Source organism: Qipengyuania sp. Mu-71 (assembly GCF_036867055.1).
Lineage (GTDB): Bacteria > Pseudomonadota > Alphaproteobacteria > Sphingomonadales > Sphingomonadaceae > Qipengyuania > Qipengyuania profunda.
The window spans coordinates 1,904,102-1,922,901 of sequence record NZ_JBAJHR010000001.1 but is presented as its reverse complement, the minus strand read 5'-3'; the positions used below and the strand labels follow the sequence as shown (position 1 = coordinate 1,922,901).

The following is an 18,800-nucleotide window of genomic DNA, read 5'->3' as shown; positions in this document are numbered from 1 at the left end:
GCGCTTTTCATGGTTAAGAGGGTTTTAACCAGAGACCCGCTCTGTCATTAATGTCTGCGACAGGTAAGGAATTGTTAACCTCTGAGAGGATGCAACCCAAAGTGACCGCACCGATTCGCTTCCCCCGCTTCTTCGTGACCAGCCCTGCGCCGTGTCCGTATCTGCCGGGCAAGAGCGAGCGTAAGGTCTTTACCGAACTGCGCGGCGACAATGCCGACGAACTGAACGAAGCGCTTGGCCGGATCGGCTTCCGCCGCAGCCAGACTGTCGCCTACCGCCCGTCCTGCCTCGATTGCCAGGCCTGCGTCTCGGTGCGGGTGGTAGCGGACGAGTTCAAGCCGTCCTCGTCGCAGAAGCGCACGCTCAAGGCCAATGACGATCTGATCGCCACCGAATGCCGTCCATGGGCAACTGCGGAACAATTCGAGCTGTTGCAGAGTTACCTTGCAGCCCGCCACCCCGGTGGCGGGATGACGCAGATGGAGGAAAGTGACTTTGCCGACATGGTGGAACACACCAGTGTCACCAGCTATGTCATTGAATATCGGGAGCCGGGCATCGGCACCGAACCGGGCCGCCTCGTGGGGGCGTGCCTAACAGATTATCAGGGTGACGGGCTGTCGATGATCTACAGCTTCTACAACTCTGAGCATGGGGATCGCGCCGGGCTTGGGAACTACATTATCCTCGACCACATTCGCCGTGCGGCCGCCAGCGGCCTGCCCTATGTCTATCTCGGCTATTGGGTCGATGGGGCTGAGCGGATGCAATACAAAGTCCGCTATCGTCCGCTCGAACGACTTACCCGCGGCGGATGGGAGCGCATGTCCGATGACGAGCAGAAGCGCCTCATCGCCGCTGCTACCGCCCCGCGCACCAGCCGCCGCGACGAAGCGCTGCCGGCCAAGGACGGGCTCGCGGCCGAGTACCGGATTGCCGACTGATCTGGCGCGTCACGCGCTGGCTACCTGTCTTGCCGCGATTGCAATCGCGGGCGTCCAGCCGCTCGCGGCGCAGGATGCCGATGCTCCGCCTTCGCTCGAAGACCTGATCCCCGACAGCGCGGTTAGCGATCCCGAGGCCTGGGCGCAGCAAGGCACCGATGCACCCACCGAAATTGCCGTGGACGACAGCGCGAGCGACCTCCGGGCCGAGACCGCGGTCTCCGAAATTCCGGGCATGTCGGTGGCATGGCCTGAAGATGTCGTTTTCGAGCCGCTCGAGCCGCTCGAACCCGAAACCGATATCGTCTTTGCCGACCTGCTGGCCGATGTGCCGCAGATCGCTTTCGACGAGGCTGATCTGGAAGAACTGTCGGATACGCTGGTGCTGGGCTTCCCGCAGAAGGAACCGCCGTTCAGCGAGCGCGGAGATTTCATCGACCGGTTCGAGGCGCTCTCGACCATCGAGGAGCTCGATGATGGCGACGAGAATGTCGCCCAGCTTGCCGCGCGCGCGCGCAAGGACGAGGAACTGCTGCGCACGCTGCTGCGCGTCTATGGCTATTACGACGGCGAGATCGTCCGCACCATCGCCACGCGCGATGCGGGCGAGGAGGCGGCCGACCAGCGCCCGCGCGTACGCTTCGATGTCATCCCGGGGCCGCGCTACACCTACGGCGCGATTGCGCTGGGCGATCTGGCCGCCGCGCCCGATGCCGGCGCTCTGCGCGACGCTTTCGAAATCCGCCCGGGCGATTATCTCCAGTCCGATGATATCCTTGCCGAACGGTTCGATCTCGATCGCGCTTTGGGCGAGACCGGTTACGCCTTTGCCGAGATCGACAATCCCGAACTGCTGATCGATCACGAGCGGGTCGAGGGTGACCTGACCATGCCGGTTCGCCCGAACGGCAAATATGTCTTCGGCGAGGTCGTGAGCAGCGACGAGGCGTTCCTCTCCAGCCGCCATCTCGCGAGCATCGCACGGTTCGATGCGGGCGATGTCTATCAGCGCAGCCTCGCCTTCGACCTGCGCCGCGCGGTGACCGCCACGGGGCTGGTATCGACCGTCGGCGTCGAAACGCGCGAAGTGTCGCCGCCGCAGGGCGACGAACCCGGCGTGGTGGCAATGGACGTCACGCTCGAACGCGCCAAGCTGCGGACGATCGCGGGCGCGATCGGCTATGGCTCCGAAGAGGGCGTACGTATCCAGGCAAGCTGGGAGCATCGCAATTTCTTCCCGCCCGAAGGCGCGCTGCGGCTGCGCGGCATCCTCGGCACGCGCGAGCAGCTGGCCGGGGTGACCTTCCGCAAGAACAATTTCGGTGGCCGCGACAAGGTGCTCACCGTCGATGCCTATGCCTCCAGCATCGATACCACCGCCTATGACGCGCGCACGGTGGCGCTAACCGGGACGTATGAACGCACCTCGACGCTATTGTTCCAGAAACCCCTCGCCTGGGGCATCGGCGCCGAAGTGCTTGCGACCGACGAACGTAACCGCATCGTCGACGGCGTGGCGCGGCCCCGCCAGACCTATTTCGTCGCCTCGCTGTTCGGCCGCGCGACGATCGATACCAGCGACTCGCTGCTCGACCCGACGCGCGGGTTCCGGGTGACCGGGTTCCTCGCCCCCGAAACCTCGCGCACCGAGGGCGAGCAGTACTATTACCTGCGTAACCGTGTTGACGGCGCGTTCTACCAGTCGGTCGGCGCGCGCACGGTGATCGCGGCGCGCGGGGCCTTCGCCAGCATCCAGGGTGCCGACCTGGTCGGCATCGCGCCGTCGCGGCGGCTCTATGCGGGCGGCGGGGGCTCGGTGCGCGGCTATGGCTATCAGGCGATCGGACCCAAGAACGAATTCATGGAACCGACCGGCGGGCGCAGCCTGGTCGAAGCCTCGCTCGAGGCGCGGATCGGGACCGGCTTCTTCGATGGCGCGGTGTCGGTCGTGCCGTTCTTCGATCTGGGCAGCGTGTCGACCTCGACCACGCCCGATTTCGCCGAGATCAAGATGGGCGCGGGCATAGGCTTGCGGTACGCGACCGGCTTCGGCCCGATCCGCTTCGACGTGGGCATCCCGCTCAATCCCGAACCCGAAGACTCGGCGGTCGGGGTCTATATCTCGCTCGGACAGGCCTTCTGATGAGCGAGGACGCGTTGAGCGAAACCGAGCCCGCCGCCCGCCGCCGTCCGCGCGGTGGCAAAAGGCTGCTGGGCATCGTCGGCGCGCTGGTGCTGGTGATTGTCGGCGCGCTGGCTGTGCTCAACACCCCGCTGGGCGAACGTTTCCTTGCCGACCGGATCGCCGAGCGGACCTTCCCCAATGGACTGAACGTCCAGATCAGGCGGATCGAGGGCAATCTCTACGGCGCGGCGGTGCTGCACGATGTGCGCCTGTCGGACCCGCAGGGCGTGTTCCTGACGATCCCGCGCGCGGAGGTCGACTGGAACCCCGGCGCGTGGCTGTCGAACCGGCTGGAGATCGACACCTTCGCCGCGCGCCGCGCGACGCTGGCGCGGATCCCCGAATTCCTGCCGAGCGAGGAAGAAGGGCCGATCCTGCCCGGCTTCGATATCGCGGTGGAAGACTTCACGATCAACCAGCTCACGCTCGCACCCGGCATTGCCGGGGATCAGGCGCAGCGGGTCGATCTGAGCGGGAGCGCGACGGTCACCGACCGGCGCCTGCTGCTCGATGTGGATGGAGCGCTGGGCGAGCGCGACCGGCTGGCGCTGCTGCTCGACGCCGAACCCGATGGCGACGATTTCGATCTCTCCTTCGATCTTGCCGCGGCCGCCGATGGCCCGCTGGCAGCATTGGCGGGCCTCGACCGTGCCTATACCGCGCGGCTGCGCGGCGATGGAACCTGGTCGCAATGGACCGGCGGGGTGCTGGTGCGCAGCGAGGACGAGCGCGTGGCGGCCATGCGCGTTACCAACCAGGCGGGCCGCTTCGGCCTGCTGGGCAAGTTCGATCCGTCCGATTTCCTTTCCGGTATCCCCGCGCGCGCGCTGGGCGATGATGTCGCGCTGAAGGCCGATCTGGCTATCGACGACCGCGCCTTCGATGGCCGGACGATCCTGATCGGGCGCGGGCTGAGCCTCGATGCAAATGGACTGGTCGACCTCGCAGCCAACCGCGCCGAGGACCTGGAGCTGGTCGTCCGTGTGCGCGATCCGAATGTGCTGGGCGAGGGCATGGCGCTCTGCGACACGCAGCTTTCCGCCACACTCGACGGCGCATTCAGCGATCTGGCGGTGGTCCACGATTTGCGCATCGGCGAACTCGATCTCGAAGGCACCGTGCTGGCAGGGCTGCGGCAACAGGGCACCGCGCGGTATGACGGGACGCGATGGACGCTGCCGCTCGATGTCGCGGTAGCAAAGGTCACCAGCGGCAACGCCTGGGTCGATCCGCGATTGGTCGACGGCGTGGGCCGCGGCACTCTGGTGCTCAGCGGTTCGACGCTGCTGTCCGACGATCTGAGCGTAGCCTTCCCCGGCACGTCGGCCAACCTTGCGCTGCGCGGCGATCTGGCGAGCGGCCGTTACGAGCTGCGCGGTCCCGTCCGCGCGGAGCGGCTTGCGCTCGACAATGTCGGTACGCTGGGCGGAACCGCCGTGATCGACTTCGTGCTGGCGTCGGGGGCACCCTGGCGGCTGGCAGCCGATCTCGACGCGCGGATCGCGCCGGTCACCAATGCCACGCTGGCCAATCTCGCCGGAACACCGATCCGCGTGCGCGGCGGTATCGCGGTAGGCGGCAATGCGCCGCTCGACTTCAACCGTTTGCTCGTTGATGCCAGCAAGCTGAGCCTCGCGCTCGACGGCAGCGTTCGCGATGGTACCACCCAGGTGGCGGGCAGCGGCACACATGTCGATTACGGCCCCTTCACCGTCGAAGCCAGCGTGACCGATGCCGGACCCAGCGCCGCGCTGGTCTTCGCCAGCCCCGCGACCGGGCTCGAGAATGTTCGCCTGACAATCGCGCCAAGCGAGGAAGGCTTTGCGATCGATACCGAGGGCGAGTCGCTCCTCGGGCCCTTCGCCGGACAACTGGCGCTGCTGGCGCCCGAGGGCGGACCGACCCGGATCGCGATCGAGAGCATGCGCGTATCGGAAACGAATGTCACCGGCGGGCTGACGCTGGTCGATGGCGGCGCCGACGGAACGCTCGCCTTCGATGGGGGCGGGCTCGACGGCACTGTCGCGCTGGCACCGCGTGGCGGTGGTCAGGGCCTGGATATCGCGCTCAAGGCCCGCAACGCGCGCTTTGGCGGTGAGACACCGCTGCGGATTGCACGCGCGGATATCGACGCCTCGGGACTGATCCGTAAAGGCCATACGAGCTTTTCCGGCACGGGCACTGCGGTCGGGCTCTCCTATGGCACGCTGTTTATCGGACGGCTTGCGGCGCAGGGCGAGATCGAGAACGGCGTAGGCAGCGTCGATGCATCGCTTTCGGGGCGGCGCAGCGGCCGGTTCGTCCTCGATGTGAACGCGGGCATCCGCCCCGACCAGATCGCGCTGGCCGCACAGGGCGAGTTTGCCGGACGCCGCATTTCCATGCCGCGCCGCGCGGTGCTTACCAGCCTCGACAATGGCGGTTGGCGTCTTGCGCCAACGCAGTTGTCCTATGGCGATGGCGGGATGATCGCTTCGGGCAGCTTTGGCGGCGGCGATCTCGATTTCGACTTCAAGCTTGCACGCATGCCGCTGTCGCTGATCGATATCGTGCGGCCCGATACCGGGCTGGGCGGGATGATCTCGGGTACGGTGGACTATCGCATCGGCGCCAATCGGCTCCCGGTGAGCGACGCCAAAGTGAAGATCGACGGGCTCACCCGTTCGGGACTCGTGCTGACTTCGCGTCCGGTCAATGTGGCGCTGGTTGCGCGGTTGACCGAAAGCGAGCTCGAGGCCCGCGCACTGCTGCAGAATGAGGATATCCAGCGCGGCCGTGTACAGGCGCAGATTACCGGATTGCCCGCGCAGGGGATGCTGATCGACCGGCTGCGTGCCGGTAGCCTGCTGGCCCAATTGCGCTATCGCGGCGCGGCAGAAAGCCTGTGGCGGCTGGCGGCGCTCGACACCTTCGACATCACCGGCCCGATCGCGATCGCTGCCGATGCCAGCGGGACCTTGCAGGACCCCACCGTGCGCGGCTCGATCTCGGGCGAGACGCTGCAATTGCGCAGTTCGCTGTCGGGCACCGATATTCGCGACATCACGCTGCGCGGGCGGTTCCGCGGATCGCGCCTGCAAATCGCGCGCTTTGCCGGCACTGCGGTGAACGGTGGGAGCGTGAGCGGCAGCGGGATCGTCGATTTGCGCACGCTGGGCGAAGCGGTGGAGGGCCGGGTGCTCGAAATCCGCGGGCCGATCATCGATCTGCGCGCCTCGGCGCGCAATGCCCGCCTGCTCGATACCGGCGGGCTCAGCGCCACCATCACCGGGCCGCTGCGGATCGTTTCCAACGGGCTCGGCGGGACCATTGCGGGCCGCGTACGCGTCAACGAGGCGAGCTGGCGGCTGGGCACCGCGTCCGACGATCTGCGCCTGCCGCAGATTGCCACGCGCGAGATCAATGCGCCAGCCAACCGCGCCCCACAGGTCGCCCCGTCGCGTCCGTGGCGCTATCTGATCGATGCCACGGCGGCGAGCCGGATCAATGTCGATGGCATGGGGCTCGACAGCGAATGGTCGGCCGATGTCATCCTGCGCGGGACCACCGACGACCCCCGCATCGGCGGCAGCGCCGAAGTGGTGCGCGGCGACTACACCTTTGCCGGAACGCAATTCGAGCTGACCCGCGGCGAGATCGAATTCGATGCCAATGTGCCGGTCGATCCGCGGCTCGATATCGTGGCGGAGACCGAACGCGACGGATTAACCGTCGAAGCCACGGTGCAGGGCAGCGCGACCCAGCCCGAGATCGCCTTCAGCTCGAACCCCTCGCTGCCCGAAGAGGAATTGCTGGCACGCCTGCTGTTCGGCGGATCGGTCACCAGCCTTTCGGCCACCGATGCGCTGCAATTGGGGGCGGCGGTTGCCAGCCTGCGCGGCGGCGGCGGGCTCGATCCGATCAACCAGCTGCGCAGCGCCATCGGCCTCGATCGCCTGCGGATCGTCAGCGCCGACCCGGCGCTGGGCCGCGGCACGGGCGTGGCGCTGGGCAAGAACTTCGGCCGGCGTTTCTATGCGGAGATCATCACCGACGGACGCGGATATAGCGCGACCGAGCTGGAATTCCGCGTGACCAGCTGGCTATCGCTGCTGGCGGCGGTTTCGACGGTGGGCCGGGAAAGCGTGGTCGCGGAAATCAGCCGCGACTATTAGGCGCCGCTCAGCCGCGGGGCGGGAGCAGCACGGTATCGATCGGGATCAGCACCCCGTTATTGGCGGCAATGGCGGTGCCGGACACCCGCGCGCTGGCGCCGCCGTCCATGGTAACCGTCAGCGTTTCGCCCGATCTGGCGAACTGGACCTCGGTCTGGCCGAGCGTCGTCATCGTGACCGGGCCGCCACGCCGGTCGATGGCCGCACCGATCGCTTCGAGTGTCAGGTGACCGGGCAGCATGTGGTCGCGCAATATTGCAATCAGTACCGGGCGCTGCTCGTCTTCCAGCAACGCCGCGCCGTCCTCGCCCAGCGCGGCAAACGCCCGGTCCTTGGGGGCAAGTACCGTGTAGCTCGCCCGCCCGTCGAGGACGCCCGAAAGCTCCGATTGCTCGATCGCGCTCTGCAAGGTGCCGAGCGCCTTGTTCGCGCCCAGTGCCGCGGCCAGCGTCAGCGTTGCATCATCCTGCGTGAGCGGCGCGGACTGCTTGTCCTCGGCCTCTCCGCAACCGCCCAGGAGCGGCAGCGCCGCCAGCGCCAGCGCTGCAAAACCTGTTCTCACCAAGGGTATCATGGGCGCACTTTCAGACCAGCAGGTCGATCACAGCCGCGACTAGCTGTGTTGCGGGATCGATCCGGTACACATGCCCGTCCGAATAGCGGTACCAGGCATCCGCCGTATCGGCGTAACGCGCGCGGTAGGAATAGGGCACGTTGTAGACATCGTAGCCTGCCGGTAGCGGCTGTCCGACGGCGAATGTGTCGCCGGTCAGCAACCCCGCCACCGAAGTGATCGCGGAATCCTCCGGATCGACCCGGTAGAGGACGTTCTCGGCATAGCGATAGGACGATGCCGGGCCGAGGTCGTAATAGTCGACGAAATAGTCGGGGACCGCATAACTCTCGTAACTCGCTGGCCAGACATTACCGATAGCCAGCGCCCCACCAAGCACCGGGAGATAGCCAGCCACCCGGCCTTCATTGGTGCGGCGCAACAGGTAACCGCTTTCGTAGTGATAGCGACCCGCATCGTAATGGCTCAGCCCGAACAGGCCCGGATCGTAGGCGTAGCCGTTCCACCGCTGGTTGCGGACCGGGGAAGTGCCGGCCTGATCCGGTGCGACACAATCGGTGTTCCTGCGCGTAAGCCCTGGGGGGCATCCGGCGATCAGCGTGCGGTTGCGGTCGCGATCGAGGAAGGCGCGCGCGCCATTGCCGCGATCGCGTGCGATGGGCACGTCGGGTATGCGGTCTTCGCGTCGCTCGGTATCGGACTTTGCGCGCTGGCGGACGCTGTTCGCTCGCCCGGTGCCTGGCTGGACCCGTTCCAATTGGGCGGCCCCGCGGTCGTTATTTTGCTTGTCGTTTCCCTGCCCCTTGCCGGGCGCGGCGTAAGCGCCGCCCGCCGCGAGTGCGATGGCGGCCGCTCCTGCGACCAAGATACGCATTTGGGATACTCCTTTGCTCGCCTAACGGCGGCGGGAGCATTCGGGTTCCGGCTAATCGTTCGGCGTGGATGGCAGAACTCCGCGGCTTTCAGCGTGAGCGATAGAGGCGCGCTTCGGCTGCACGGCGACGGACGAGGCCCTTGAGCACCCGTCCGCCGGCCCGGTTCCACCGCGCAAATTCCTCCGCCGCCGCCCTGTAATCGCCCGCCAAATGGCGGCGCAGCAGCGTCGATCGCGCAATCGCGCCGGTGTTGTAATGGAAGCTGACCAGGGCATCGAATTGGGCCTGCGTGGTCGGTGCATCGCCCAGCGCAAATGCGACATCCCGTGCATGCCGTGCGACGTCGCTCTCGAGCCGCGCATCGCATCGCTGCTGTGTCCATACGGTGCCCGGACCGATGCCGGGCCCCGTCGCGCCCCAGCCGATGGTCCATGGCTCGCCGCCAGTGCCCGGATCGGGATAGGCTTCGACCATCCCGTCCCGGCGCAGGCGCGCGCAGCCTTCGAATTGCCGGATAAGCGCGAGCCCCTTGGGGCCAATGCTGCGTGCCCCTCCGTTTGGCGCGCGTCCGGCGACGGTATCGATCGCCTTGTCCAGCGCTTCTACCTCGGCTTGCCGGAACCCGCGTCCCAGAAGCTTGCGGATGGCATCGAATAGCGGTTTGCGGTTCATCTACGGCCTCCATGATGAATGAGGCCGACCGAGTAGGCACAAGCGGACGAAGTAGGAAAACGCTTTCATCCAAAGAGAAGGGCCGCCCGGTTTCCCGGGCGGCCCTTCTTGTCGGTACTGAAAGTCCGGCTTGGCTTAGAACTTGAAGCTCGCCATCGCGCGGTAGGTTTGCGCATCGGCGTTGTCGCGTCCGATCGTGGTGTCGAAGCCGACGCCGAACTGTGCGCCCCCGCTGACATATTGCAGCGAGAAGCCTGCTTCGCCCCAGTCCTTGGCCTGGTCGGCAAGAAGGAATGGAACGGCCGGTCCGGTCCCGCTGGCGAACTGCGCCGTAAAGACCGAGGGTCCGTCCTCATATTCATGCACGAAGTCGATATTGGCATCGATCTGGATCGGGCCACCGGCGCTCTGGTAATCGAGCCCGATACGGCCCTGCAGGCTTTCCACGTTCTCGCGGTTGATCGTCAGGGCCAGCGAACCACCGGTTTCGCTCACCGGATCGAAGGAATGGTCGACGTAGCGAAGTTCGATACCCGGCGAGATCGTGCCCAGCGGGCCTTCGAAATCGTAGGCCAGGCCCAGCGCGGCGGCAAAGCCGCTGTTGCTGCTTTCGCTGGTCAGCGTCTGCGAACCACCGAGGAACGACACGGTCCGCTCAGTATCGATATCGAGATCGATCAGGCTGACCTGGCCATCGACGACGAAGCCGTCGACGGTCTTGGCGCTGCCATAGAGCGACACCGCCAGCGCTTTCGCATCGGCCTGCTGGTTGAGCGCCACATCCGCCTCGAGGTCCGAGTAGAAGCCCGACAGGCCGATCATCGACCGTTCGCTGGGGAAGTACTCGATCCCGCCGCCGAAGAAGTAGCCATCGACGTCGGTATCGCTCTGGGTGTAGCCGGGCATCGATGCCCCGCTGCCCCGGAGCAGGCCGCCGGCGATGTAGATCGCCATATCCTCGCGGATGGCGCCTTCCTGTACCCGCGTCGGCTCGTCACTCTGGTCGAGCCCGAGCGCACCCGCCGTGATCGGCTGGCTTCCGCGCGAGACCGACATCTGGGCGGTCTGGATCGGACTGCCGAGCGTGGCGATCGTCCCGCCCGAACTGGCGAGATCCGATTCGCGCAGGCGCGAAGCGTTGAACGACTGGAGGTTGTGGAAGGACTGCGTCGCCAATTGCTGGACCGCGGTTTCCGCCACCGGAGCCAGCCCGTCGAAGGTCGACTGGATCGTCGCCGCATCTGCGAAATCGAGCTGGTAGAGCTCGGCCAGCGCGGCGTTGCCACGGTTCTGGTCGAACAGCCGGGCATAGCTGCGCTGCACCGGATTCGCTGTGACCGCCGTACGATAGCTGGCCGCGAGGATTTCCATCAGCACGGCGTTGTCGGTGTAGGTGAACGACTGGCGAAGGATCGGCGAAATATCGTCGGGTACGAATTCCCCGCTCACGCCCCCTTCAGCAGTTACGATCGTATAGACCTGGCCAAGACCGTTAACTTGGCCGAGTATCCCTGCACCTACAGCCACGATGGGACCGGTCGGTTCTTCGTCTTCCTCCGCGTCAGGGTCAGCCGGGGCGCCAAACGCCGCCTCTCCTGTGACTGCGACGAGGTCGGAAGTGCCATTCGGTCCGATGTCGATCATCAGCGTCGACGCCGTCGTCATGATCAGCGATCCATCGATAGTTAGCGTATCGATGGTCCCAATCCTCCCAGGAGAGATTGCGCCCATGAATGCCGTCACGAAGGGCGCGGTAATCGTCCCGCCGCCCTGCAGCGCGCCGCCGAAGAGGGTGTAGTCGCCAACCGAGGTAAGGCCGCCGTCGACGGTGATCGTGCCGCCGAACTGGGTGACGTCGATCAGCGAGGTCAGGCTGGCGTCTGCGGTAATGTTGAGCCCCGCAGTACTCCGTACGGTGAGCCGGTCGATGGTGACGTCGCTGCTCAGCGTGGTGGTGCCTGCGTTGGCCAGCGTCACATCGAAATAGCGCGGGTCGACATTGACCGCAGCATCCGCGCTTACGACCGGATCGATGTTGTCGGGGACGAAATCGGTCGCCCCGGGCAGGCCGTTGTCGAGCGTAGGATCGGGCAGCGGATCGTCCGAGAATTCGGGGCTGCCGCCATCGCTTGCATGCGGGTTTTCCTCGGCGAATTCGGGAGCGCCGTTCTGTGCTTCATTGGCATTGATCAGCCCGTTGCGCGCCAGCGCGGCGCGGCCGTCCGCAGCTTCGGGCGAGGCCTGGGTTTCCCCGCCGCCCAGCGCATCCAACATGTCGCCATCGGCTTCACCGATCCCCGAATTGACTGTGCCATCGGCGTTGCGCGCCGGCGGGGTGGGATCGCCGGTGGACAGGTCTTCGCAGCCGTCGCCCGGGTTGTCGCCTTCGGGATCGAAGCAGACTTCGCCGAATTGCGGCGCATCGCCGGTGACGCCGTTCCCCGGCGTGGTCGGCAGGCCGTTCACCACATCGCCGTTCTCGTCGATAATACGGTAGACGGGATCGAGGGTGGTGACCCAGTGATCGGCATCTTCCCAATTGCCGTCCCCTTCAACCGCCGAGACATAGCGATAGGGGTTGGTGGCGACGATATAATCCCAGAACAGGTAGAGCGGCTGGTAGAAGCTTTCGGTGCCGTAGCTGGAGAAGACCTGCGCGCCGAAGAACCGCGAACCACCCGACAGCACCGCGATGACGAGGTCTTCGTCGCTCAGCGTGTTGTTCGCGGCATCGAGGATCAGCGGACCACCCGAGTCGCCGCCTGCGGTCGTGCCTTCACGTTCGCGCGGTTCATCCTTGTAGAGGTTGAAATCGAACGGGTTGGTCTTGTTCGGATCGTCGAAGTCGAGCCGGTAGAGGACCTGCGGCAGATCGCCGAAGGCCGCGCCGAACAGGAAAGTGTTGCGGTCGTCGAACGAGGTCAGCGAGCCGAGCATGTTTTCGGCCGATTTGCGGCGCCAGTCGATGCCGAGATTGGCTCCCCCCGTCCCTGAGCCGGTGCTGCCGTAGCCGGTGATGTTGACGTGATAGCCCGTGCCATCTGTTTCGGAGATTTCCTCCGGTGTCGGCAGAGGCGAGAACAGCAGCGACCAGGTCGGCAGATTGGCCGCTGGCGTGTCGAGGCTGGCGAGGGCGATATCGCCCTCGAGGAAGCCTTGGCCGTCGGGACGCGCGACCGACCGAGGATCGTAATAGATGCGGTTGACGTCGAAGACCGCGAGGTCGGGATTGCTCGTGAATGCGTTGCCGATCCAGTTCTGGAAGCCCGGCAGCGCATTGACGTTGAACGACCAGGCCGAACGGAGCGCATCGTCGCGAAAATCGGTTTCGGCCACATCGTTAACGCAGTGCGCGGCGAACAACACCGTCCGCGGATTGATCAGCGTACCCGAGCAGACGAAGCCGTCGTTGCGGAAGAACATGCCGACGCCGCTGAAGTCTTCGTCCTTATCGACGATGTCGTCGGGCGTATAATTGTCGTTGGGGACGATGGCGTGAGCCGGCGTGCTCAGCGCGACTGTCGACAAGGCGATGGTTGCGGCGCCGGCCAAAAGGCGGCTTCCGGTGCGATTGAACGTGGATTTCATTCCGAGTGTCCCTCCAGGAAATATTCGTTAAGGCGCGCCCAAGCCGCGCAATGCGAATGTTCTAGAACCGGGGGGGACGAAAAGGGAAGGGCTTTGCGCTCCCATCCCGCCATGTTTTATGGTTTATTGTTGCTTAAGGGACGCACTTTTTGATTTAGTTCAAAGACAAGGGCGGCCGGATCGCTCCGGCCGCCCAGTCAAAATCATTCTGCCGTTACCGGCGGAATCGGATCACGAGCTATAGTACATGTCGAATTCGGCCGCGCAGGGCGTGGTTTCGACACGCAGGACTTCTTCCCATTTCAACTCGCAATAGGCTTCGATCTGGTCCTTGGTGAAGACGTCGCCCTTGAGCAGGAACTCGTGGTCGGCCATCAGCGCCTCGAGCGCTTCGCGCAGGCTGCCGCAGACGGTCGGCACGTCGGCCAGTTCGGCGGGCGGCAGATCGTAGAGGTTCTTGTCCATTGCTTCGCCCGGATGGATCTTGTTGGTGATCCCGTCGAGACCGGCCATCAGCAGCGCGGCATAGGCGAGATAGGGGTTGGCCATCGCATCGGGGAAGCGGAACTCGACGCGCTTGGCCTTGTCGCCCGCACCGTAGGGGATGCGGCACGAGGCCGAGCGGTTGCGCGCCGAATAGGCGAGCAGCACGGGCGCCTCGAAGCCCGGCACCAGACGCTTGTAGCTGTTGGTGGTCGGGTTGGTGAAGGCGTTGAGTGCCTTGGCGTGCTTGATGACGCCGCCGATGTAATAGAGGCAGTTCTCGCTCAGCCCGCCATACTGGTTGCCGGCGAAGGTCGGCTTGCCTTCTTCCCAGATCGACATATGCGTGTGCATGCCCGAGCCGTTGTCGTCCTTGATCGGCTTGGGCATGAAGGTCGCGGTCTTGCCGTAGATATGCGCGACCTGGTGCACGACATATTTGTAGATCTGCATGTTGTCGGCGGTTTCGACCAGCGTGCCGAAGGTCAGGCCGAGCTCGTGCTGCGCGGCGGCCACCTCATGGTGGTGCTTGTCGCAGGGAAGGCCCATTTCGATCATGGTCGAGACCATTTCGCCGCGGATGTCGACGGCGCTGTCGACCGGGGCGACGGGGAAATAGCCGCCCTTGGCGCGCGGCCGGTGGGCCAAGTTGCCGCTTTCATATTCGCGGCCGCTGTTGGTCGGCAGTTCGACATCGTCGAGAGTAAAGCCCGATCCGGCATAGCCGTCTTCGAAACGGACATCGTCGAACATGAAGAATTCGGCTTCGGGGCCGACATAGATCGTGTCGCCGACGCCGGTCGACTTGAGATAGGCTTCGGCGCGCTTGGCGGTCGAGCGCGGGTCGCGCGCATACCATTCGCCGGTCGAGGGCTCGACGATGTCGCAGAAGACGATCAGCATCGGTTCGGCGCTGAAGGGATCGACATAGACCCGCTCGAGGTCGGGCTTGAGGATCATGTCGCTTTCATTGATGACCTTCCAGCCGGCGATCGACGAACCGTCGAACATCAGCCCGTCTTCCAGTTCGTCTTCGCCGAGCACGCCCGCGACCATGGTCAGGTGCTGCCACTTGCCCTTGGGGTCGGTGAACCGCAGGTCGACCCACTCGATGCCTTCGTCCTTGATCTGTTTCAGGACGTCGCTTGCACTTGCCATTGGTATTGCCTCCGTTTGAACTGGAACTGCTGGAGCGGGTTGATCCCGCGATTATTCAGATGGCGTCGTCGTCTCGCTCGCCCGTGCGGATCCGCAGCGCGCCTTCGATCGACGAAATGAAAATCTTGCCGTCGCCGATGCGCCCGGTCTGGGCGGCGGCGGCGATGGCTTCGACGGTGCGATCGGCAATGCCTTCGGGCACGACCACTTCGAGTTTCACCTTGGGCAGGAAATCGACGACATATTCGGCGCCGCGATAAAGCTCGGTATGGCCTTTCTGCCGCCCGAAGCCCTTGGCTTCGGTGACCGTGATCCCCGACACGCCGATTTCGTGCAGGGCTTCCTTCACTTCGTCGAGCTTGAATGGCTTGATGATCGCTTCGATCTTTTTCACCTGACGGTGTCCCCCCGAGAGTTCTGCTAGCCGTAATGCACGTAATTTACGCGTCGCGCTCGCCCGTGTTCCAAGAACCGTGCCAATTGGGCGGCACGGCGTAAGGGCGCAGGTTCGAGCATCGCGTCCGGGCAATCGTGCCCGAAGCGCAGACAGGCGATGCCTGTTTTTTAGGCAACGGGCAAGCGCAGGCCGGCGGTTTCGGGCAGGCCGCACATCAGATTGAGGTTCTGCACTGCGGCTCCACTGGCCCCCTTGCCGAGATTGTCGAGCCGCGCGACGAGGCGCGCGTTCCAGCCGCCTTCGTTACCGAACACGAACAGCTCCATATCGTCCGAAGGTGCGGCATCCCTGTCGAGCAGGAGTTCCCCGACCGGAACGTTGCCGTGCACCGCCACCACTGGCGAATTTTCGTAGAAGCTGGCGAGCGCATCACGCAGGCTGTCGGCATGCGGACCCTCGTCCATTGCACCGAGATGTAGCGGGACTTCCACTATCATACCGCGATAGGCCGCGGCGACCGAGGGCGCGAACAGTACCGGATGCGCAAGCTCGGCATGCGCTTTCATTTCGGGGAGGTGTTTATGGGCAAGATCATAGCCATAGGCGCGGAATGCCGGCGCACCTTCGCTCTCGAACCGTTCGATCAGCGCCTTGCCGCCACCCGAATACCCGCTGACCGCATTGACGGTATAGGGCCAGTCCGCGGGGAGGAGACCTGCGCGTACCAGCGGCGCGACCAGCGCGAGAAAGCCTGTGGGATAGCACCCCGGATTGCTCACCCGCCGCGCATCGGCGACCCGCTCGCTGCCGACCAGTTCGGGAAAACCATAGCACCAGCCCTCGGTGGTGCGATGCGCGCTGGAAGCGTCGATGACGCGCGTGCCATTGGCCGCATCCATCAGTTCCACCGCCTCGCGGGCGGCATCGTCGGGCAGGCACAGGATCGCGATATCGGCTTCGTTGAGCGCTTCACGCCGCGCTTCGGCATTCTTGCGCTGCGCATCGTCGAGCCGGATGAGGGTGAACTCGCTGCGTCCTTCGAGCCGCTCGGCGATTTCGAGCCCGGTGGTGCCCGCGGCACCGTCGATGAAGACCGTGTGCGTCACTGGCCGGGCGCGAGCATGCCAAGCCGGACATAGCCGCTCGGCCCCTCGGGGCCGCAGGCGATCCATGCCCAATCGCCCGCGCAGTCGAGCAGCTCGATCTCCTCACCGGCACCGAGGGTCGCGCCGTCGTCGGCATCGTCGCGCATGGTCAGCTTGAGCGTCGCGGGCGCGCTGCCGATGGTCCGCACATGCGGGATCACATAGTGCGCGGCGAGATACCGATTCGCCAATGCGACATGCGCCAGATCGCCGCGGAGCGGCAGCGTTCCGGGGGCGGGCTTGTCGACCGGGCCCTTCAGTCCGACGATACCTTCGGGGAGGGAGTAACGGGCAGGAGCAGTCACGCTGTGTGCAAAATCCGGTTGTGAACGTTGCGGGCGCTTAACCCCGCGCGCGCTTTCCCGCAAGACGGCGGGCCTCAGGCTCCACCGAAACGGCCCTTCAACATGTGCCATGCAGCGCGCAGGCCATAGGCATCGCCGCCCTTGGGACGGCCCGGCTTGGCCTGCGGGCGCCAGGCGAAGGTATCGAAATGCGCCCAGTCGATGCCGTCGCCGACGAACTTGTCGAGGAACAGGCCTGCGACACTCGCCCCGGCAAAGGCATTGCCATGCGCATTGTTGGTATCGGCGATGTCCGAATTGAGCCATTCGCGATAGGCATCGGGCAGCGGCAGGCGCCACGGCTCGTCGTCATGCGCACGGCCGGCGTCGATCAGTGCCGCCGCGGTCGCATCCTCGCGGGCCATCAGCGCGGGGTAATCGGGGCCGAGCGCGACGCGGGCGGCACCGGTCAGCGTGGCGAAGTCGAGGATCAGCGCGGGCCCTTCCTCGCTGGCGCGCTGGAGCGCATCGCCCAAGACGAGCCGGCCCTCGGCATCGGTATTGCCGATTTCCACGCTCAGGCCCTTGCGCGAGCGCAGTACGTCGCCGGGGCGGAAGCTGTTGCTGCTGATCGCGTTCTCGACCGCAGGGACGAGCAGGTGCAGACGTACCGGCAGCCCGCTGCCCATGACCAGTCCCGCCAGCGCAATCGCATGCGCCGCGCCGCCCATGTCCTTCTTCATCAACAGCATTCCGGTCGAGCTCTTCACATCGAGCCCGCCGCTGTCGAAGCACACGCCCTTGCCGACGATGGCGAGGACCGGGTCGCCTTCCTTGCCCCAGGTGAGGTGCAGCAGCCGCGGGGCGTGATGGCGTGCGGCGGCGCGGCCGACCGCGTGGATCATCGGATATTCCTGCTCCAGCGTATCGCCCTTGGTGACCTTGAGCGTGGCCGAATGCTGCTTGGCGAGCGTCTCGCACTGCTCTTCCAGCGCGGCGGGGCCCATGTCCTCGGCGGGCGTATTAACGAGATCGCGGACGAGGCACACGGCCTGCGCCTCGGCGATTGCGCCGTCGATCGCGCCGACATCCTGCGTCAGCAGCACGCGCGGGCCGACCGGGCGTTCGGGCCGCTTGTAGCGGTCGAAGACATATTGCGCGGTCTGCCAGCCGTGTACCGCGGGACCGGGTGCGCCCTTCGCGCGGCGATAGGTGCCCGCAGGCAGGCTCTCTGCCAGCTTCGCCATGCACCAGCTCGAGAGGTTTTCGGGATCGGCCACGCCGCCCACAGCGAACCAGCTATCACCGTCGGGCACGATCGCGGTCTGGTAGCCGCCGCCGTCGAATTTCTGCGCCTCGAGCGCGGCCCGCTGGCTGGTCGAAAGCTGCTTGAGCCAGTCGCCCAGGCCGTCGCGGTTGACGAGGTGAATGGAAATCGCATCCTGCCCGCGGTCGGGCTGGATCAGTGGCTGTTTGTCGGCCATATCGGAAGTGCCTCTAATGAATTCGTCTTTCGCAAAGGAAACCGCGATGCGTGCGCCCCTGTTCCTGATTTCCCTCGCGCTGTCGAGTGCGGCCTGTTCCGACAGCGCCGAGTATGCCGACAAGGCGGGAGTCAGCGAGCGTGCGACCGCAAGTGCCGCGGCCACCGCCGCGCCGGCGGCAGAAGCCTATGCGGTCGAGGAGGAAACCGAGCGTTACCAGTTCGCCTACTCCTGGCCAGCCCAAGTCGCCGCCGAACCGGCGCTGGCCGCGTTCCTCGGGCAGAAGGCCGACGCGATGCGCGCGGAACTCGAGCAGGACGCCGACGAGGACTGGAACTCGTCGCAGGGGAGCGAGTGGACGCCGCGCCAGCACAGCGCCAGCGAGGAATGGCAAGTGGTGGCGGATCTGCCCGATTACCTGAGCCTGTCGGGGCATCTGGCGACCTATTCGGGCGGGGCGCATGGCATGTATGGCATGCAATCGCTGGTCTGGGACCGCGAAGCGGGCGCGGCGATGAAGGGGATCGAGCTGTTCAACTCGCCCGTCGCGCTCGAACAGGCGCTGGGCAATAGGCTGTGCGACACGCTCAACACCGCGCGTGAAGAACGGCGCGGCATGGAGATCGAGGAGGGCAGCGACGACATGTTCGACAAATGCCCCGGGCTCGACGAGGCCAGCGTGCTGGTCGGGTCGTCCAACGGCAAGACCTTCGACCGGATCACGGTGTATTTCGGTCCCTATGTCGCGGGCGCCTATGCCGAGGGCGATTACGAGCTCGATTTCCCTGTCACCGCCTCGGTCGTCGATGCAGTGAAGCCCGCGCATGCGAGCGCTTTCAGCGTGAGCCGCTAGGCAT

Annotated in this window: 13 protein-coding genes; 4 read left to right on the top strand and 9 right to left on the bottom strand. The window is 65.5% G+C overall.

Annotated features, from left to right (window positions below; all coding sequences use genetic code 11):
- The first annotated feature begins 101 nt into the window (after positions 1-101).
- From V6B15_RS09535 to V6B15_RS09525, 3 genes are read left to right on the top strand one after another with little or no spacing between them, the layout of a single operon-like run.
- Positions 102-944 (top strand): arginyltransferase, encoded by an 843-nt coding sequence (locus V6B15_RS09535; RefSeq protein WP_253518262.1) that lies wholly within the window; start codon positions 102-104, stop codon positions 942-944.
- Positions 934-3,087 carry an autotransporter assembly complex protein TamA gene (locus tag V6B15_RS09530; protein WP_334200954.1) on the top strand — a complete coding sequence of 718 codons (2,154 nt, stop codon included), beginning with the start codon at positions 934-936 and terminating at the stop codon, positions 3,085-3,087. Before V6B15_RS09535 ends, V6B15_RS09530 begins: the two co-directional genes overlap by 11 nt.
- Entirely contained in the window at positions 3,087-7,283 is a 4,197-nt protein-coding gene (locus V6B15_RS09525; protein ID WP_334200953.1) for a translocation/assembly module TamB domain-containing protein, read from the top strand. The genes V6B15_RS09530 and V6B15_RS09525 overlap by 1 nt, the downstream gene beginning before the upstream one ends.
- A gap of 7 nt (positions 7,284-7,290) precedes the next feature.
- On the opposite strand, the gene V6B15_RS09520 is transcribed toward V6B15_RS09525, so the two are convergent.
- The 9 genes from V6B15_RS09520 to V6B15_RS09480 form a co-directional block, all read right to left on the bottom strand.
- Positions 7,291-7,845 (bottom strand): fasciclin domain-containing protein, encoded by a 555-nt coding sequence (locus V6B15_RS09520; protein WP_334200952.1) that lies wholly within the window; start codon positions 7,843-7,845, stop codon positions 7,291-7,293.
- A 22-nt stretch (positions 7,846-7,867) separates the two neighbouring features.
- Positions 7,868-8,731, bottom strand: coding sequence for a hypothetical protein (locus V6B15_RS09515; protein ID WP_334200951.1), 864 nt, complete (start codon positions 8,729-8,731; stop codon positions 7,868-7,870).
- Positions 8,732-8,819: 88 nt separating this feature from the next.
- Positions 8,820-9,404 (bottom strand): lysozyme, encoded by a 585-nt coding sequence (locus V6B15_RS09510; protein ID WP_334200950.1) that lies wholly within the window; start codon positions 9,402-9,404, stop codon positions 8,820-8,822.
- Positions 9,405-9,539: 135 nt separating this feature from the next.
- Positions 9,540-12,992, bottom strand: coding sequence for an autotransporter domain-containing protein (locus tag V6B15_RS09505; protein ID WP_334200949.1), 3,453 nt, complete (start codon positions 12,990-12,992; stop codon positions 9,540-9,542).
- Between the two features lie 231 nt (positions 12,993-13,223).
- Complete coding sequence (gene glnA, locus V6B15_RS09500) at positions 13,224-14,633, bottom strand: type I glutamate--ammonia ligase (protein WP_253518226.1); 1,410 nt, start codon at positions 14,631-14,633, stop codon at positions 13,224-13,226.
- Between the two features lie 55 nt (positions 14,634-14,688).
- Complete coding sequence (locus V6B15_RS09495; protein WP_067462894.1) at positions 14,689-15,027, bottom strand: P-II family nitrogen regulator; 339 nt, start codon at positions 15,025-15,027, stop codon at positions 14,689-14,691.
- A gap of 170 nt (positions 15,028-15,197) precedes the next feature.
- Positions 15,198-16,136, bottom strand: a complete 939-nt coding sequence (gene argC, locus V6B15_RS09490) for an N-acetyl-gamma-glutamyl-phosphate reductase (RefSeq protein ID WP_334200948.1) — start codon at positions 16,134-16,136, stop codon at positions 15,198-15,200.
- On the bottom strand, positions 16,133-16,480 hold the full coding sequence (locus tag V6B15_RS09485; RefSeq protein ID WP_334200947.1) for a hypothetical protein: 348 nt from the start codon (positions 16,478-16,480) through the stop codon (positions 16,133-16,135). The genes argC and V6B15_RS09485 overlap by 4 nt, the downstream gene beginning before the upstream one ends.
- Before the next feature lie 74 nt (positions 16,481-16,554).
- Positions 16,555-17,943 carry a leucyl aminopeptidase family protein gene (locus tag V6B15_RS09480; protein WP_334200946.1) on the bottom strand — a complete coding sequence of 463 codons (1,389 nt, stop codon included), beginning with the start codon at positions 17,941-17,943 and terminating at the stop codon, positions 16,555-16,557.
- Between the two features lie 46 nt (positions 17,944-17,989).
- On the opposite strand from V6B15_RS09480, the gene V6B15_RS09475 reads away from it, so the two are divergent.
- Positions 17,990-18,796 carry a DUF3298 and DUF4163 domain-containing protein gene (locus V6B15_RS09475; RefSeq protein WP_334200945.1) on the top strand — a complete coding sequence of 269 codons (807 nt, stop codon included), beginning with the start codon at positions 17,990-17,992 and terminating at the stop codon, positions 18,794-18,796.
- Positions 18,797-18,800: the final 4 nt, after the last annotated feature.

Bases quoted from the DNA above. Each gene is read 5' to 3' on its own strand.
- V6B15_RS09525 (WP_334200953.1), top strand. From the start codon at position 3,087: ATGAGCGAGGACGCGTTGAGCGAAACCGAGCCCGCCGCCCGCCGCCGT.
- V6B15_RS09515 (WP_334200951.1), bottom strand. From the start codon at position 8,731: ATGCGTATCTTGGTCGCAGGAGCGGCCGCCATCGCACTCGCGGCGGGC.
- V6B15_RS09510 (WP_334200950.1), bottom strand. From the start codon at position 9,404: ATGAACCGCAAACCGCTATTCGATGCCATCCGCAAGCTTCTGGGACGC.
- V6B15_RS09505 (WP_334200949.1), bottom strand. From the start codon at position 12,992: ATGAAATCCACGTTCAATCGCACCGGAAGCCGCCTTTTGGCCGGCGCC.
- glnA (WP_253518226.1), bottom strand. From the start codon at position 14,633: ATGGCAAGTGCAAGCGACGTCCTGAAACAGATCAAGGACGAAGGCATC.
- V6B15_RS09480 (WP_334200946.1), bottom strand. From the start codon at position 17,943: ATGGCCGACAAACAGCCACTGATCCAGCCCGACCGCGGGCAGGATGCG.
- V6B15_RS09475 (WP_334200945.1), top strand. From the start codon at position 17,990: ATGCGTGCGCCCCTGTTCCTGATTTCCCTCGCGCTGTCGAGTGCGGCC.